The sequence below is a fragment of the Kitasatospora sp. NPDC048545 genome (assembly GCF_040651155.1).
Lineage (GTDB): Bacteria > Actinomycetota > Actinomycetes > Streptomycetales > Streptomycetaceae > Kitasatospora.
The window spans coordinates 1-15599 of record NZ_JBEZIQ010000065.1 but is presented as its reverse complement, the minus strand read 5'-3'; the positions used below and the strand labels follow the sequence as shown (position 1 = coordinate 15599).

The 15599-nt window shown below is 71.8% G+C and carries 13 protein-coding genes and 2 tRNA genes; 11 read left to right on the top strand and 4 right to left on the bottom strand.

Going from position 1 to position 15599, the window contains the following annotated elements; translation table 11 throughout:
- Positions 1–57: 57 nt before the first annotated feature.
- Complete coding sequence (gene pepN / locus AB0D10_RS38910; protein WP_360265379.1) at positions 58–2649, bottom strand: aminopeptidase N; 2592 nt, start codon at positions 2647–2649, stop codon at positions 58–60.
- A 289-nt stretch (positions 2650–2938) separates the two neighbouring features.
- Here pepN and AB0D10_RS38905 point away from each other — a divergent pair, with 289 nt between their 5' ends.
- Complete coding sequence (locus AB0D10_RS38905; protein WP_360265472.1) at positions 2939–3505, top strand: disulfide bond formation protein DsbA; 567 nt, start codon at positions 2939–2941, stop codon at positions 3503–3505.
- Positions 3506–3571: 66 nt separating this feature from the next.
- On the opposite strand, the gene AB0D10_RS38900 is transcribed toward AB0D10_RS38905, so the two are convergent.
- Complete coding sequence (locus AB0D10_RS38900; RefSeq protein ID WP_360265469.1) at positions 3572–4879, bottom strand: amino acid permease; 1308 nt, start codon at positions 4877–4879, stop codon at positions 3572–3574.
- A gap of 383 nt (positions 4880–5262) precedes the next feature.
- On the opposite strand from AB0D10_RS38900, the gene AB0D10_RS38895 reads away from it, so the two are divergent.
- From AB0D10_RS38895 to AB0D10_RS38880, 4 genes are all read left to right on the top strand, one after another.
- Positions 5263–5862 carry a biotin transporter BioY gene (locus AB0D10_RS38895; RefSeq protein ID WP_360265377.1) on the top strand — a complete coding sequence of 200 codons (600 nt, stop codon included), beginning with the start codon at positions 5263–5265 and terminating at the stop codon, positions 5860–5862.
- A gap of 47 nt (positions 5863–5909) precedes the next feature.
- The gene (locus tag AB0D10_RS38890) at positions 5910–6395 is read left to right on the top strand and encodes a ribose-5-phosphate isomerase (RefSeq protein ID WP_360265374.1); all 486 of its coding nucleotides are present in this window, start codon (positions 5910–5912) and stop codon (positions 6393–6395) included.
- Between the two features lie 310 nt (positions 6396–6705).
- Positions 6706–7932 carry a PP2C family protein-serine/threonine phosphatase gene (locus AB0D10_RS38885; RefSeq protein WP_360265371.1) on the top strand — a complete coding sequence of 409 codons (1227 nt, stop codon included), beginning with the start codon at positions 6706–6708 and terminating at the stop codon, positions 7930–7932.
- A 495-nt stretch (positions 7933–8427) separates the two neighbouring features.
- The gene (locus tag AB0D10_RS38880) at positions 8428–8625 is read left to right on the top strand and encodes a hypothetical protein (RefSeq protein ID WP_030058274.1); all 198 of its coding nucleotides are present in this window, start codon (positions 8428–8430) and stop codon (positions 8623–8625) included.
- Between the two features lie 54 nt (positions 8626–8679).
- Here AB0D10_RS38880 and AB0D10_RS38875 read toward each other — a convergent pair whose 3' ends face one another.
- Positions 8680–9471 carry a DUF6348 family protein gene (locus tag AB0D10_RS38875; protein ID WP_360265367.1) on the bottom strand — a complete coding sequence of 264 codons (792 nt, stop codon included), beginning with the start codon at positions 9469–9471 and terminating at the stop codon, positions 8680–8682.
- A gap of 206 nt (positions 9472–9677) precedes the next feature.
- On the opposite strand from AB0D10_RS38875, the gene AB0D10_RS38870 reads away from it, so the two are divergent.
- Complete coding sequence (locus AB0D10_RS38870) at positions 9678–10259, top strand: hypothetical protein (protein WP_360265364.1); 582 nt, start codon at positions 9678–9680, stop codon at positions 10257–10259.
- Between the two features lie 86 nt (positions 10260–10345).
- Here the strand turns inward: AB0D10_RS38870 and AB0D10_RS38865 are convergent.
- Positions 10346–10416: transfer RNA gene (locus AB0D10_RS38865), tRNA-Gly, on the bottom strand.
- Positions 10417–10591: 175 nt separating this feature from the next.
- On the opposite strand from AB0D10_RS38865, the gene AB0D10_RS38860 reads away from it, so the two are divergent.
- The 5 genes from AB0D10_RS38860 to clpX all read left to right on the top strand — a co-directional run bounded on the left by AB0D10_RS38860 (position 10592) and on the right by clpX (position 15522).
- Positions 10592–10665, top strand: a tRNA-Pro gene (locus AB0D10_RS38860).
- Positions 10666–10958: 293 nt separating this feature from the next.
- A complete protein-coding gene (gene tig / locus AB0D10_RS38855; RefSeq protein WP_360265361.1) occupies positions 10959–12347 on the top strand; it encodes a trigger factor in 1389 nt (462 codons plus the stop codon).
- 268 nt (positions 12348–12615) lie between these two features.
- Positions 12616–13233, top strand: coding sequence for an ATP-dependent Clp protease proteolytic subunit (locus tag AB0D10_RS38850; RefSeq protein WP_360265466.1), 618 nt, complete (start codon positions 12616–12618; stop codon positions 13231–13233).
- A gap of 56 nt (positions 13234–13289) precedes the next feature.
- The gene (locus tag AB0D10_RS38845) at positions 13290–13952 is read left to right on the top strand and encodes an ATP-dependent Clp protease proteolytic subunit (protein WP_329931164.1); all 663 of its coding nucleotides are present in this window, start codon (positions 13290–13292) and stop codon (positions 13950–13952) included.
- A gap of 280 nt (positions 13953–14232) precedes the next feature.
- Positions 14233–15522: an ATP-dependent Clp protease ATP-binding subunit ClpX gene (gene clpX, locus AB0D10_RS38840; protein ID WP_045696864.1), complete on the top strand. Its 1290-nt coding sequence runs from the start codon at positions 14233–14235 to the stop codon at positions 15520–15522.
- Positions 15523–15599: the final 77 nt, after the last annotated feature.

Below are 15599 nucleotides of genomic sequence, written 5' to 3'. Positions count from 1 at the left end.
CCGAAGGGGCCCGCCGTGACGCGCACGGCGGGCCCCTTCAGCACGGCAGGAGGGCGCTCAGACCCGGTCGCAGGCCTGCGCCCGCAGCGCACGGGCCAGGTCGTCCCGGCGCTCCAGCACCAGACGGCGCAGCGCCGGCGCGGCCTGCGGGTGCCCGTCCAGCCAGGCGTCGGCCTCGGCGAGGGTCGGCTCGCCGGTCTGGGCGCTCGGGAAGAAGCCGCTGACGAAGCGGATCGCGATCTCGATGGTCCGCTCGGCCCAGATCCTCTCCAGCAGCTTGAAGTACGGCGCCGCGTAGAGGGCGGTCAGGTCGCGGTGGGCGGGCAGCGCGAAGCCCGCGATGTTGGCCTCGACCAGGGCGTTCGGCAGCTCGTCCGAGTCGACCACGGCCGACCAGGCGGCGGCCTTGGCCTCCGGGGTGGGCCGGGCGGCCAGGCAGTGGGTGTACTGCCGCTTGCCGCCGGCGGTGTTGTCGGCGGCCAGCTCGGCGGCCAGCTCCTCGTCGGAGGCCTGGCCGGCGGCGGCCAGGGCCAGCCACAGCGACCAGCGCAGCTCCTGGTCGACGTCCAGGCCGTCGATCCGGGCGCTGCCGGCCAGCAGGCCGCGGACCAGGCCGAGGTGCTCGGCGCCGCCCGCGGTCTGGGCGAGGAAGCGGGCCCAGGCCAGCTGGTGGTCGCTGCCGGGGACGGCGTCGCGCAGCTCGCGCAGGGCGCCGTCGGCGAGCAGCCGGCCGCCCTCGCCGCGCCAGGCCGGGTCGGCGTACAGGTCGACGGCGGTCTTGGCCTGCTGGTGCAGCGACTGCAGGACGCCGATGTTGCCCTCCTGGCCCGCGAAGCGCAGCACCAGGGCGACGTAGTCGCGGGCCGGCATCAGACCGTCCCGGGTGAGGTTCCAGACGGCGGACCAGGCCAGGGCGCGGGCCAGCTCGTCGTGGATGTCGCCGAGGCCGGTGCGCAGGGTCTCCAACGAGTCCCCGTCGAAGCGGATCTTGCAGTAGGTGAGGTCGTCGTCGTTGAGCAGGACGAGCGCGGGGCGGGGGAGGCCGGCCGCCCCGGTGACGACGGTGCGGGCGCCGGTGACGTCCAGCTCGATCCGGCCGGTGCGCACCAGGGCGCCGTCGGCGTCCCGGTCGTACAGGCCGACCGCGATCCGGTGCGGGCGCAGCACGCCACGGGACGGAGTCGCCGGATCGTCCGCCGTGTCCTGCAGCACGGCGAGTTCGGTGATCCGGCCCTCGGCGTCGGTGGTGACCTGCGGGGTGAGCGCGTTGACGCCGGCGGTCTGCAGCCAGGCGGCGGCCCAGGAGGTGAGGTCGCGGCCGCTGGTCTCCTCCAGGATGTCCAGCAGGTCGGTGAGTTCGGTGTTGCCGAACGCGTGGCGCTTGAAGTAGCGGCGGGCGCCCTCGAAGAAGGCCTCCGAACCGGCGTACGCCACCAGCTGCTTGAGGACGGAGGCGCCCTTGGCGTAGGTGATGCCGTCGAAGTTGAGCTTGGCGTCCTCCAGGTCGCGGATGTCCGCGGTGATCGGGTGCGTGGTGGGGAACTGGTCCTGCCGGTAGGCCCACGCCTTGCGCTGGTTGGCGAAGGTGACCCAGGCGGAGGAGTAGCGGGTGCGGGCGCCGATCAGGCCGTAGGAGCCCATGAAGTCGGCGAAGGACTCCTTCAGCCACAGGTCGTCCCACCAGCGCATGGTGACCAGGTCGCCGAACCACATGTGCGCCATCTCGTGCAGGATGACGTTGGCCCGGCCCTCGTAGGCGGCGTCGGTGACCTTCGAGCGGAAGACGAACTCCTCGCGGAAGGTGACGCAGCCCGGGTTCTCCATCGCACCGATGTTGTACTCGGGGACGAACGCCTGGTCGTACTTGCCGAAGGGGTACGGGTAGTCGAACTCCTCGTGGAAGAAGTCGAGTCCGAGCTTGGTGACGCCGAGGATCTCGTCCGCGTCGAAGTGCGGGGCCAGGGACCTGCGGCACATCGCGGAGAGCGGGATCTCCAGGGTGGTGCCGTCGGCGAGCTCGCGGCTGTAGTGGTCACGGGCGACGTGGTAGGGGCCGGCGACGACCGCGGTGAGGTAGGTGGAGATCGGCTTGGTCGGCGCGAACTCCCAGGTGCGGGCGCCGTCCTCGGCGGTGACGTCCTCGTGCGGGGCGTTGGACCACACGTCCCAGGCGGCCGGCGCGGTCACCGTGAAGGTGAACGGGGCCTTCAGGTCGGGCTGTTCGAAGGTCGCGAACACCCGGCGGGCGTCGGCCGGCTCGTAGTGGGTGTAGAGGTAGGTCTCGCCGTCCGCGGGGTCGACGAAGCGGTGCAGGCCCTCGCCGGTGCGGCTGTAGGCGCAGTCCGCCTCGACGGTCAGCACGTTCTCGGCGGCCAGGCCCTCGACGTGCACCCGGGCGCCGTCGTAGGCGGCGGCCGGGTCGACGGCGCGCCCGTTGAGGGTGACCGAGCGGACGGCCGGGGCGAGCAGGTCGAGGAAGGTGTCCGCGCCGGGCTCGGAGCAGCGGAAGGCCACCGTGGTGGTGGAGCGGAAGGTGGTGGCCGCCGGGTTCGGCGCCGAGGTGACGTCCAGCCGGACGCGGTAGCCGTCCACGGCCAGGATGCTGGCCCGCTGCTGGGCTTCGTCGCGGCTGAGGTTCTTGCCCGGCACGGCGGTACTCCTTTGTCCGGCTCGCACGGTGGTGCGCGTGTGGGTGGTGCGGTCTCGGTGCCCGGCGTCGTCCGTGCACGCGGCACCATCCTGTCACGCCCCCCGCCGTCGGTACCATTGCACAGACCGACGCGTCCGGAGCGGAATCAGCGGCGTCGGGCGGGTGTTGGGCCACCAGGGGAGTTCACCCCTGCCCGGATCACCTCACGAAGGACGACACGCAGTGACGACTGCCGCTGAGCGCAAGACCGCCGACTTCTGGTTCGACCCGGCCTGCCCGTGGGCGTGGATGACCTCCCGCTGGCTGGTCGAGGTCCAGCAGCTGCGCCCGGTCGACGTGCGCTGGCACGTGATGAGCCTGTCGGTGCTGAACGAGCACCGTGACCTCCCCGACAACTACCGCGAGCTCCTGAACAACGCCTGGGGCGCGGTGCGGGTGTGCATCGCCGCCGCCGAGAAGCACGGCGAGGAGGTGCTCGGCCGGCTCTACACCGAACTCGGCGTGCGCTTCCACAACCAGGGCCTGCCGCAGGACCGGGAGACCATAACCGCGGCCCTGGTGGCCGCGGGCCTGCCCGCCGAACTGGCCGACGCCGCCGGCACGGACATCCACGACGAGGCCCTGCGCGCCTCCCACCAGGAGGGCATCACCCTGGTCGGCGAGGACGTCGGCACCCCGGTGATCGCGGTCGAGGGCGTGGACGGCGAGCGGGTCGCCTTCTTCGGCCCGGTGGTCACCCCCGCCCCGAAGGGCGAGGCCGCGGCCCGCCTGTGGGACGGCACCCTGCTGGTGGCCTCCACTCCCGGCTTCTACGAGATCAAGCGCACCCGGACGGCCGGCCCGTCCTTCGAGTAGCGCCGGCGACGCGACGGGGCCCGGTACCGGATCGGTACCGGGCCCCGTCGTCGTGCGGGCGGCGGCTCAGCGGGCGGCGGCGTCCCGGCGCTGCTTGAGCAGGCCGGCGGCGCTCAGCAGCACGACCAGCACCCCGGCCGCGTACAGCTGCTGCCGGTTGCCCTCGGTGGTGGTCATCAGCGCGAGGATGCCGGCCACCCCGGCCATCGCGACCCAGGTCAGGTACGGGTAGCCCCACATCTTCACGGTGAGCAGCTCGGGCGACTCGCGCTCCAGCCGGCGGCGCATCCGCAGCTGGACCACGCAGATGAACAGCCAGACCACCAGGATCGCCACACCGGTGGTGTTCATCAGCCAGGTGAACACGGTGTCCGGCCAGAACTTGGCGGCCAGCACGGCGCCGAAGCCGAACAGGCAGGAGGCCAGCACGGCCCGGCGCGGCACCCCGCCGCTGACCTTGGCCAGCGCCTTGGGGCCCTGGCCGCGGCCGACCAGCGAGTACGCCATCCGGGAGGCGCCGTAGATGTTGGCGTTCATCGCGGACAGCAGCGCGACCAGCACCACGACCTGCATGATCGTCCCGGCGCCGGGCACCCCGAGGTGGCGCAGCACGGTGACGTACGGGCCGTCGGCGACGACTGCCGGGTCCTTCCAGGACACCAGGGTGACCACCAGGGCCATCGAGCCGATGTAGAAGATCGCGATCCGCCACACCGCGGTGCGCACGGCGTTGGCGACGTTCTTCTTGGGGTCGTCGGACTCGGCGGCGGCGATGGTGACGGTCTCCAGACCGCCGTACGCGAAGACCGAGGCGAGCAGGCCGACGATCAGTCCGCTGACGCCGGTGGGCAGGAAGCCGCCGTGGCCGGTCAGGTTGGCCGTGCCGGGGGCGCCGGGGCCGAGGACCCCGGCGATGCCGAGGCCGCCGAGGACCAGGAAGGCGATGATCGCGGCGACCTTGATCGTGGCGAACCAGAACTCGAACTCGCCGAAGTTCTTCACCGCGGTGAGGTTGCTCGCGCAGAAGAAGACCATGAACAGGGCGACCCAGACCCAGGCGGAGACACCCGGGACCCAGCCGTTGACGATCTTCCCGGCGGCGGTGGCCTCGGCGGCGACGCCGCAGCAGAGCATCACCCAGTACATCCAGCCGGCCGTGATCCCGGCCCACGGGCCGATCTCCTTCTCGGCGTGCACCGAGAACGAGCCGGAGGCGGGGCGGGCCGCCGACATCTCGCCGAGCATCCGCATGATCAGCATGACCAGCAGGCCGGAGAGCACGAAGGCCAGGATGATCGCCGGGCCCGCGGCGGCGATGCCCGCGCCGGAGCCGACGAAGAGGCCCGCGCCGATCACGCCGCCGAGGGCGATCATCGACAGGTGGCGCTGCTTCAGCCCGTGGGTGAGCTGCTGGCCGTTCGACGCCGGGCCCGCGGCAGGGTGGGCGCCGTCGGTGGTCCCGGGCGCCGTGGGCGCGGAGGTGGGGGCCATAGGGGTGGTTCCAGACTGTGCGGTATGCGGCATGAGCTGTCCAATATCCGGGGAACCGCGAGCCATGCCAAGAATGTCCGACCGGGGCTCACATGGCGGACCAGGAGGACGCACAGGGTCGCGACGCGGTGACGTTGCGTGATTCCGGGCCGGTTCCGACAATCGCCGAGGGCGGGGCTTTGTCCGAAACCGTGCAGGTCGCGCAGTGGATCACCGCGTAGGTTCACAGGTGTTCACTCATCCGGACCCCCACGGAGGATCCCCCGATGGCCACCGCCACCACCCCGATACCGCGCCGCGCCGTCCTCGCCGACCTGCTGCCCGCCGCCTCCACCCGCCTCGGCGGCCAGGTCCGCGACCTGGCGCTGGTGGCCGGCGGCGCCGCGCTGACCGGCGTGGCCGCCCAGCTCTCGGTGAACGTCCCCGGCTCGCCGGTGCCGGTCACCGGTCAGACCTTCGCCGCCCTGCTGGTCGGCACCGCGCTCGGCACCCGCCGCGGCGTCGCCTCGCTCGCCCTCTACCTGCTCGCCGGCATGGCCGGCCTGCCCTGGTTCGCCGAGGGCACCTCCGGATGGGCGATGCCCTCCCTCGGCTACGTGATCGGCTTCGTCCTCGCCGCCGCCCTGACCGGCGCGCTGGCCCGCCGCGGCGCCGACCGCACCCCGGTGAACACCGCCGTCACCATGGCCCTCGGGAGCCTCGCCGTCTACGCGGTCGGCGTCCCGTATCTCGCCCTCTCGCTGCACGTGCCGCTCGCCCGCGCCGCCGAGCTCGGCCTCTACCCGTACCTGGTCGGCGACGCCCTCAAGGCCGTCCTCGCCGCCGGCGCCCTGCCGCTCGCCTGGAAGCTCCTCGGCCGGCGCTGACGCCCCCGTTGTCGGGCCCGAGCGCACGCGCATGCCACACTCATGGCATGCGCGTGTACCTGGGCTCCGACCATGCCGGATACGAACTGAAGAACCACCTCGTGGAGTGGCTCAAGGGGGCCGGCCACGAGCCGGTCGACTGCGGGCCGCACATCTACGACGCCGAGGACGACTACCCGCCGTTCTGCCTGCGCGCCGCCGAGCGCACCGCCGCCGACCCCGAGGCGCTGGGCATCGTCATCGGCGGCTCGGGCAACGGCGAGGCGATCGCCGCCAACAAGGTCAAGGGCGTCCGGGCCGCGCTGGCCTGGAGCAAGCAGACCGCCGAACTCGGCCGTCAGCACAACAACGCCAACGTGATCTCCATCGGCGGCCGCATGCACACGCAGGAGGAGGCCACCCAGTTCGTCGAGGTCTTCCTCGGTACCCCCTACAGCGGCGAGCCGCGGCACACCCGCCGGATCGAGATGCTGAGCGAGTACGAGACCACCGGCGAACTCCCGCCGATCCCGGCCCACCACCCCCAGGGCTGATCCCCCCCCACCCCGTCCTCCCACGGCCGGCCGCACACTCCCGTGCGGCCGGCCGCCGCCGTTCCCGGGGCGGCCGCGACGGCCTCCCGACCTGTGGGATCGGCCACAGGCCCCGGCGCGCGAACGGCGCCGCGCGCGGGGCACACACGTCACCCGCTCGTTTCGTACGCCCAACCGGCGTACGCCTCCTGACGGCGCGACCGCGACCCTCCCGATCGGCCGAAACCCACTGAGCGCCTCGCGCTCCGGCGCACCCGCCCGCGTCCGAGCCGTCGACGCCGGGCCGTGCCCGTGGATAGGGTCGGTCCCCATGGCTGGCAGACCGCCGGGCGCACCGCCCCAGACGACTGCGACGAGGCCCGGCGCCACCCCGGCGTCCGAGCCCGTGACGGCCCGGTTGCGCAAGAGGCTCCGCCGGGTCCGCCGAAGGCTGCGCACGGCCGGTGTGGACTACTTCCGCGGCGGCGCCGCCGACTGGCCGGTGCTCTGCGCGCTCGCCCTGCTCGTCCCGCTGCTGATCCTGCTCAACATCTGGATCCCCGACTGGGCCCCGCCCACCTCCCTGGTCCTGCCGATCCTGGCCGGCGCGCTGCTGCTGCGCCCCGGCAGCCTGGTGGTGCTCTACGCGCTGGCCGCGCTGGGGCTGTCCGCCGAGTCCGTGATCCACACCGGCCAGCGGGTCGCCAGCGACAACCCGGAGGCGTACACCTACGGCGTGACCCCGGGCGCCGCCCTGGTGGTCGGCGCCGCCGGGGTGGGCGGCCTGCTGCTGGCCCAGTTCCGGGCCCGGGTCGGCGTGCCCTGGTGGGGCGGCTCCACCATGCTGTTCGACCTGCGCGAGCGGCTGCGGGTGCAGAGCCGGGTGCCCGCGCTCCCGGCCGGCTGGCACGCGGACATGGCGCTGCGACCGGCCGGCGGCCAGTCCTTCTCCGGGGACTTCGTGGTCGCCGCCCGGACCGGCCCGGGCCGGCGGCTGCTGGAGGTGGTCCTCGCGGACGTCTCCGGCAAGGGCATGGACGCCGGGTCCCGCGCGCTGCTGCTCTCCGGCGCCTTCGGCGGCCTGGTCGGCTCGCTGCCCGCGCACGACTTCCTGCCCGCCGCCAACGGCTACCTGCTGCGCCAGTCCTGGGAGGAGGGCTTCGCGACCGCCGTCCACCTGGTGCTCGACCTGGACACCGGCGAGTACGAGCTGCTGTCGGCCGGGCACCTGCCGGGCATGCAGCGTCTCGCGGGTGCCGGCCGCTGGGAGGTCAAGGAGGCCGAGGGTCCGCTGCTCGGCATCTACGACGGCGCCAAGTTCGAGGGCGTGCGCGGCCGGCTGAACCGGGGCGACGTCCTGATGCTGTGCACCGACGGCATGGTGGAGGCACCCGGCCGGGACCTCACGGAGGGCATGGACCGGCTGATGGGGGAGGCGGACCGGCTGGTGCCCGGCGGCGGGCCGGGTGCCGGCGCGGGCGCCGCGGCCGCGCTGATCGAGACCGTCGCCCGGGACATCAACGACGACCGCGCGGTGCTGCTGCTCTGGCGCGACTGAGCGGAACGCGGCGCGACCGGGCGGGTGTGTCCGGCACATGCCGTGGGCAGCAACTGTCAAGCCTGGCAGCTGATCTTCGGCCAAATCGGACGGCCCGTCGGCGGACCGGACCAGCGGCTTCCGTTAACCGCCCCCGACCGCTTCCCGGCCGCTCAGCACGGCCCCGCCGACGATTCGTCAGGGCCGCTCGGCTATCGTCCCGGTCGGCGGAAACTCGTCTCGCATCGCAGGATATCGGGGTCGGGCCGACGGACAGACCTTTACGCAATCGGCACGGTCGACCACACTGAGTCCGGGCGGGACTGTTCAGGATTCGGGGGATAGGGGGCGTCACGTGCGGCACGACAGACAGCGGTCGACCGTGGGCTCCCTCACCGGCGGTGTGTCGGACGGTCCGCGATTCCGCCTCGGGACCGTGGGACATGCCGGGGTCCGGCTTTCGCTGGTGTCGCCGGGTGGTGGCACCCCGCTATGAAAACGAGGAAGTGAGTCCGGGTGGCACTCTCCGTCTCCGCGCTGGTCCTGTTCGCGATCCTGAGCATCATCTTCATCCGCAACAAGCAGATGAAGATCCCGCACGCGATCGTCGCCGCCCTGTTCGGCTTCATGCTGCACGAGACCACGGTCGCGACCTCGATCAACTCCCTGCTGGCCAACCTCGCCCACAGCATCTCCAGCATCACCGGAGGCTGATCCCGGCGCAGCGCCCGCCCCGGCCGCTCACCGGGGCGAGTCGGCGGGCAGCCGTCACCGGCCGGCCCGTCTCGCCTCCCGCCAACGAGCGAACAAACCCCGGGGGCGCGCCGCCGCCGGGGTCCGGACGCGCATCGGTGCGGGTGCTGCGGCACCCGTCGGCGCGGCCTGCTCGGGCACTTCCCGTTCGGCCATCAGCAGGACGAACAGCCGTGCCCAGCACAGCCGTTCACCCCGCGGCCAGTCCAGCGCGCGCAGCGTCGCCGACGCCGCCTCGGACACCTCGCCGCCCACCCGGACCTCGGCGACGTCGTCCCCCGCCTTCCCGCCCAGGAAGAGCTTGACGCCGACCGGTCCCGACCCGGTCAACTCCGGCCGCAGCGCGGGCGCCAGCGCCGGGAGCACCCGGTTCTCGGCGAGCCAGCCCGCCAGGTGCTCGTTGCCGAAGCCGAACACCGCCGCCGGCCCCTGGACCGCGCGCCAGCCCGGGAGTTCGGGAAGGTCGGGGTGGTCGGCGTGCACCCCGCGCCCCTCCGCCAGCTCGACCAGCACCGAGGCGGTGGTGGTCGCCCACATCCGCACCGCGTTGGCGAGCTTCTCCTCCTCGGTCTTGCCCAGGCCGGCCGCGCAGTCCCACACCACCGGCGCGTCCGCCCGGCCGAGTTGCAGCACGAAGCCGAGGTCCACGTGCCCGGCGCCGTCGTCCCCGGGGTGCTCGCGCACCGCCACCGCTGTGGTGCCCGGGCCCCGCACGACCTCGCCGTCCAGGCGGAACACCTGGCCCAGTCGCGCCATCTCCCGCACCACGCAGTGCTGTATGACGGCCAGTCGCTCCTGCGGACCCACCGGGACTCCTCCACCTCGGGAGCGCGGCTCGGGCTCGCGCTCGGACTGAGCTCGCGCTCGAACCTGCGCTCGAACGCCGCCGAGGCTATCGGCCCGGAACCCAACCGGGAAACCGTTCGGACGGCGGGCCCCTCCGGTCGCGGAAATGTCCCTGATGCCCCACTTTGGGCAGCGGAAACCGAAAGCCGTCCGCCCGGAGAACCCGAATGCCCCGCACCGCCCGCCCGACGAACCCGACACCCCTGACGAACCCGACACCCCCGACGGCCCGGCCCCGGCCGCTCCTGCTCCACCCGGACGGCTCCGGCCTGGTCGCCGAGATCGAGGCGTACCTCGCCTCGCTGCCCGCCCCCGCCCGCATCCACGCGCCGTACACCTGCCCCCACGGCAGCACCCCGCAGCCCTGGCACGCCGGCCACCCGATCCCCAGGGCCACCCTGCTCGACCGGGCGCTGCGCCGCCCCGCCCGCCCCGTCCCGGTCACCGCCGCCGGCCACCTCCGGCTCGCCTCCCGCTACATCGGCGCCCACGGCTGGCTCCAGGGCGCGATGTGGGACGCGACGGGCCGGGTCTGCCTGCTCGGCGCCCAGGCCGCCGTCCTGGCGTACGGCTACGGCACCCCGGCCACCGTCCGTACGGCCCGGGTCCAGCTGATGGAGGTGCTGCACGGCACCGGCCGCCCGGCGCGCTCCCCGGACGAGTTCAACGACCGCCCCACCACCCGGGAGGGTGACATCCACCGGCTCCTCGACCGGGCCGCCGCCCGGGCCGCCCGCCTGGGGCTCTGAGCCGCACCGGGCCCGGTCCGCCGTGCGGGGGCCCCGGAAACGCAGCCGGCCCCGGTGCGCTGAGCGCGCACCGGGGCCGGGCGAAGAGCGGGCGACGAGAATCGAACTCGCGTGACTAGTTTGGAAGACTAGGGCTCTACCATTGAGCTACGCCCGCGTGACCCCCCAGCCGTCACCGGCCGGAAGTCCGGGCAACAGAGTACCTGGTCCGGCGGCCCGCGTGCACACCCCGTTTTCGCACTCCCCCCGCGCGGTCGGTGCCGCCGTCGCGCCCGCGCGGAAATAGTCGGCGAGCCGAACAGGCCTGCCGTGTACGCTTCCTCTCGGCACCACGGGGTGTGGCGCAGTTTGGTAGCGCGTCCGCTTTGGGAGCGGAAGGCCGTCGGTTCGAATCCGGCCACCCCGACAGTGCGGCAGGGTCTCGTCCACGGGGGCGGGGCCCTGTTCTGTTCGGCCGCTACGGTGCCGCCTGGCGTCCGCCTTTCGTGGTACCGGTAGGATGGGACGCTGGCGGTAGTCCCTGTGGCGGAAACCCAGGTCAACCGCACGAGGGCGAGGAGTCAAGCTCACCGTCCACCCCACGGGAGATGCAGCTCCAACCGCCCATCGCCCGTCTCGTCCGACCCACCCGTACGGCTCAGGCCGGGCGGTCGGGCCGGGCGGAGACAACCTGACCGCAAGCCCATAGGAGACCAAACCGTGAAGAGCGCCGTCGAGACTCTGAACCCGACCCGGGTTCGACTCACCGTCGAGGTGCCCTTCGAGGAGCTCAAGCCCAGCCTCGACGCGGCGTACAAGAAGATCAACCAGCAGGTCACGGTTCCGGGCTTCCGCAAGGGCAAGATCCCGGCTCGCGTCATCGACCAGCGCTTCGGCCGTGGTGCCGTGCTGGAGGAGGCCGTCAACGACGCCCTGCCGCGCTTCTACACGCAGGCCGTCGACGAGGGCAAGATCGAGGTCCTCGGACAGCCCGACATCACCAACATCGAGGGTGTCGAGAAGATCGCCGACGGCGGTGACCTGAAGTTCACCGCCGAGGTGGACATCCGCCCGGAGATCACCCTCCCGGAGTTCTCCTCCATCGAGGTGGCCGTCGACCCGATCGCCGTCTCCGACGAGGACATCGAGAAGTCGCTGGAGCAGCTGCGCGAGCGCTTCTCCTCGGTCAAGGACGTCGAGCGCGCCGCGGCCGCCGGTGACATCGTGGTCGTCGACCTCGTCGCCAAGGTCGACGGCGAGGTGCCGGACGACGGCACCGCCGCCGGCGTCAGCTACGAGATCGGCTCGGGTCGCCTGATCGACGGCATCGACGAGGCCGTCGTCGGCCTGTCCGCCGGCGAGGAGAAGACCTTCGAGACCGAGCTCAAGGGCGGCACCCAGGCGGGCAAGACCTCCGAGGTCACCGTCACCGTCACGGCCGTCCAGGAGAAGGAGCTGCCGGAGCTGGACGACGAGTTCGCCCAGCTGGCCAGCGAGTTCGACACCCTGGAGGAGCTGCGCGCCGACTCCCGCAAGCGCCTGGAGCGCATGAAGGAGTACGACCAGGCCACCCAGGCCCAGGAGAAGGTGCTGGACGCCCTGCTGGCGCTGGTCGAGATCGAGTACCCCGAGAAGCTCCTCGCGGACGAGATCCAGACCCGCAAGCACAACGTCGAGCACCACCAGCTGGAGCCGATGGGCCTGAACCTCGACACCTACCTGGAGACCCAGGGCAAGACCCTCGAGGAGTGGGAGGCGGAGATCGAGGAGCAGGCGAAGAAGGGCATCAAGACCCAGTTCGTCCTGGACCAGATCGTCGCCGACGAGGAGCTGGGTGTTAACCAGGAGGAGCTGACCGAGCACCTCATCCGCCGCGCCGCCGGTTCGGGCCTCACCCCCGACCAGTTCGCGCAGCAGGTCGTCCAGGGTGGCCAGGTGCCGCTGCTGGTCGGCGAGGTCGCCCGCGGCAAGGCGCTGGCCACCGTGGTCGAGGCCGCCAAGGTCGTCGACACCGAGGGCAACGAGATCAACTTCGACGATGACGAGGCCGACGAGTCGCAGTCGGGCGAGACCGTCGAGGCCGCCGCCGAGGAGAAGACCGAGGCCTGAGCCCCGGCAGCCCACTGAGGCGCACAGCGGGCCCGGACGCCGTCATGGTGTCCGGGCCCGCCGTCTTCCCTCCCGCGGGCCACCGCGACCCTGCGCTCACAGCGAACAGTTCTGCGTGAGGGATTCTGCGGCCGGGGCCGCGCGTTAGGGTCCTTGGACAGCAACAATCACGACGTGATACCCGGAAGCTGTGCGACATCGTGACGGCCGTGGAACGGCCCTCCAAAACGACTGAGCAGGTGGCTAAGTGACGTTCCCGCAGATGCAGATGCCTGGCCCGCTGGCACCGCACGCCGCCGCTGGTGACGTGCTCGGCGGCCTTGGCGACCAGGTCTACAACCGGCTGCTCAACGAGCGGATCATCTTCCTCGGCCAGCAGGTCGACGACGACATCGCCAACAAGATCACCGCCCAGCTGCTGCTGCTGGCCGCGGACCCGGAAAAGGACATCTTCCTCTACATCAACTCCCCGGGCGGCTCGATCTCGGCCGGCATGGCGATCTACGACACCATGCAGTACATCAAGAACGACGTCGTCACCATCGCGATGGGCATGGCCGCCTCCATGGGCCAGTTCCTGCTGACCGCGGGCGCCAAGGGCAAGCGCTTCTCGCTGCCGAACGCCAACATCCTGATGCACCAGCCCTCCGCGGGCCTCGGCGGCTCCGCCACCGACATCCGCATCCAGGCCGAGCAGCTCCTCCGCACCAAGAAGCGGATGTCCGAGCTGATCGCCTTCCACAGCGGCCAGTCCTTCGAGCAGATCACCAGGGACTCCGACCGCGACCGCTGGTTCACGCCGGAGGAGGCCCTGGAGTACGGCCTGATCGACGCGATCATGCACAGCGCCGCGGACGTCCCCGGCGGCGGCGGCACGGGCGCCTGAGCCTCGGCCCGGCCCACGAGACCACAGCCCCAACGCCCCGGAGGACCAGAATCCCCATGAACATCCCCAGCCTGTCGGCCGCCCAGGCCCGCGTCGAGGACATGCGCGCCGAGGGCCGCTACATCGTCCCGCGCTTCGTCGAGCGCACCACCCAGGGCATCCGCGAGTACGACCCGTACGCCAAGCTGTTCGAGGAGCGCATCATCTTCCTCGGCTCGCAGGTCGACGACGTCTCGGCGAACGACATCATGGCGCAGCTGCTGTGCCTGGAGTCGATGGACCCGGACCGCGAGATCCAGATGTACATCAACTCGCCCGGCGGCTCGTTCACGGCCCTCACGGCCATCTACGACACCATGCAGTACGTGAAGCCGGACATCACCACGGTCTGCATGGGCCAGGCGGCCTCCGCCGCGGCCGTGCTGCTCGCCGCCGGCACCCCCGGCAAGCGGATGGCGCTGCCGAACGCCCGGATCCTGATCCACCAGCCGTACACCGAGACCGGCCGCGGCCAGGTGTCCGACCTGGAGATCCAGGCCAAGGAGATCTTCCGGATGCGCGAGCAGCTGGAGCAGATGCTTTCCAAGCACTCCAACAAGTCGGTGGAGCAGGTGCGCGAGGACATCGAGCGCGACAAGATCCTGACCGCCGAGGAGGCCGCCGAGTACGGCCTGGTCGACCAGATCATCTCCACCCGCAAGACCTCGCTGACCTCCTGAGGCCGGCTCCCCCCGGGCCCGGGAACGGGGCGGAGGGACACGTCGGGGCGGGGCGCGCACTCCTGGTGCGCGCCCCGCCCCCACCCGTCGGCGGGCCGGTTCCACGGCATCTGTTCGGTATCAATTCGCCCAGGGCGTAGGGCAGACCCGGCGAAGAGGACGGAATCACGGGCCCGGCAGAGTACCGTCGGATAGCGAGACCGAGCGCCGTCGGCGTTGACGGTCCACAGCACCAGGCCCCGGAACCCCTGCGGGGCCCCTGGCGAAGGGGAAGCACCTCGTGGCACGCATCGGAGACGGTGGCGACCTGCTCAAGTGCTCGTTCTGCGGCAAGTCGCAGAAGCAGGTGAAGAAGCTGATCGCCGGCCCAGGCGTGTACATCTGCGACGAGTGCATCGACCTGTGCAACGAGATCATCGAGGAGGAACTCGCCGAGACCTCCGAGGTGCGCTTCGAGGAGCTCCCGAAGCCGCGCGAGATCTACGAGTTCCTGGACCAGTACGTGGTCGGCCAGGACCTCGCCAAGAAGGCGCTGTCGGTCGCCGTCTACAACCACTACAAGCGCGTCCAGGCCGGTGAGGCGGGCCGCAGCGGCGGCAACGGCCGCGAGGACGCCATCGAGCTGGCCAAGTCCAACATCCTGCTGCTGGGCCCCACCGGCTCCGGCAAGACGCTGCTGGCGCAGACCCTGGCCCGGATGCTCAACGTGCCGTTCGCGATCGCTGACGCCACCGCGCTGACCGAGGCCGGCTACGTCGGCGAGGACGTCGAGAACATCCTGCTCAAGCTGATCCAGGCGGCCGACTACGACGTCAAGAAGGCCGAGACCGGGATCATCTACATCGACGAGATCGACAAGGTCGCGCGCAAGAGCGAGAACCCGTCGATCACCCGGGACGTCTCCGGCGAGGGCGTGCAGCAGGCCCTGCTGAAGATCCTGGAGGGCACCACCGCGTCGGTGCCGCCGCAGGGCGGACGCAAGCACCCGCACCAGGAGTTCATCCAGATCGACACCACCAACGTGCTGTTCATCGTCGGCGGCGCGTTCGCCGGCCTGGAGCGGATCATCGAGGGCCGCGCGGGTGCCAAGGGCATCGGCTTCGGCGCCAACATCCGCTCCAAGCGGGAGTCGGACGCCAGCGACCACTTCCGCCAGGTGATGCCCGAGGACCTGGTGAAGTTCGGCATGATCCCCGAGTTCATCGGCCGTCTGCCGGTGATCACCAGCGTGCACAACCTGGACCGCGAGGCGCTGCTGCAGATCCTCACCGAGCCGCGCAACGCCTTGGTCAAGCAGTACCGCAAGCTGTTCGAACTGGACGGTGTGGAGCTGGAGTTCTCCCGGGACGCACTGGAGGCGATCGCCGACCAGGCGATCCTGCGCGGCACCGGCGCGCGCGGGCTGCGGGCCATCATGGAGGAGGTGCTGATGTCCGTGATGTACGAGGTCCCCTCGCGTCAGGACGTCGCCCGCGTGGTGGTCACCGGGGACGTGGTCTCCAAGCACGCCATCCCCACCCTCGTCCCGCGCGACATGATCAAGCGCGAGCGCCGCGAGAAGAGCGCCTGACCGACGCCCGTCACGCGCAGGGGCCCCGCACCGGATCCGGTGCGGGTGATCCTGGAGGGCCACTGCTGGCTCCTACC

Coding starts and splice junctions, on each gene's coding strand:
- AB0D10_RS38905 (WP_360265472.1), top strand. CDS start 2,939: ATGACCTCCCGCTGGCTGGTCGAGGTCCAGCAGCTGCGCCCGGTCGAC.
- AB0D10_RS38900 (WP_360265469.1), bottom strand. CDS start 4,879: ATGATCGCCCTCGGCGGCGTGATCGGCGCGGGCCTCTTCGTCGGCTCC.
- AB0D10_RS38895 (WP_360265377.1), top strand. CDS start 5,263: ATGGCCACCGCCACCACCCCGATACCGCGCCGCGCCGTCCTCGCCGAC.
- AB0D10_RS38890 (WP_360265374.1), top strand. CDS start 5,910: ATGCGCGTGTACCTGGGCTCCGACCATGCCGGATACGAACTGAAGAAC.
- AB0D10_RS38885 (WP_360265371.1), top strand. CDS start 6,706: ATGGCTGGCAGACCGCCGGGCGCACCGCCCCAGACGACTGCGACGAGG.
- AB0D10_RS38870 (WP_360265364.1), top strand. CDS start 9,678: ATGCCCCGCACCGCCCGCCCGACGAACCCGACACCCCTGACGAACCCG.
- AB0D10_RS38850 (WP_360265466.1), top strand. CDS start 12,616: ATGCCTGGCCCGCTGGCACCGCACGCCGCCGCTGGTGACGTGCTCGGC.
- AB0D10_RS38845 (WP_329931164.1), top strand. CDS start 13,290: ATGAACATCCCCAGCCTGTCGGCCGCCCAGGCCCGCGTCGAGGACATG.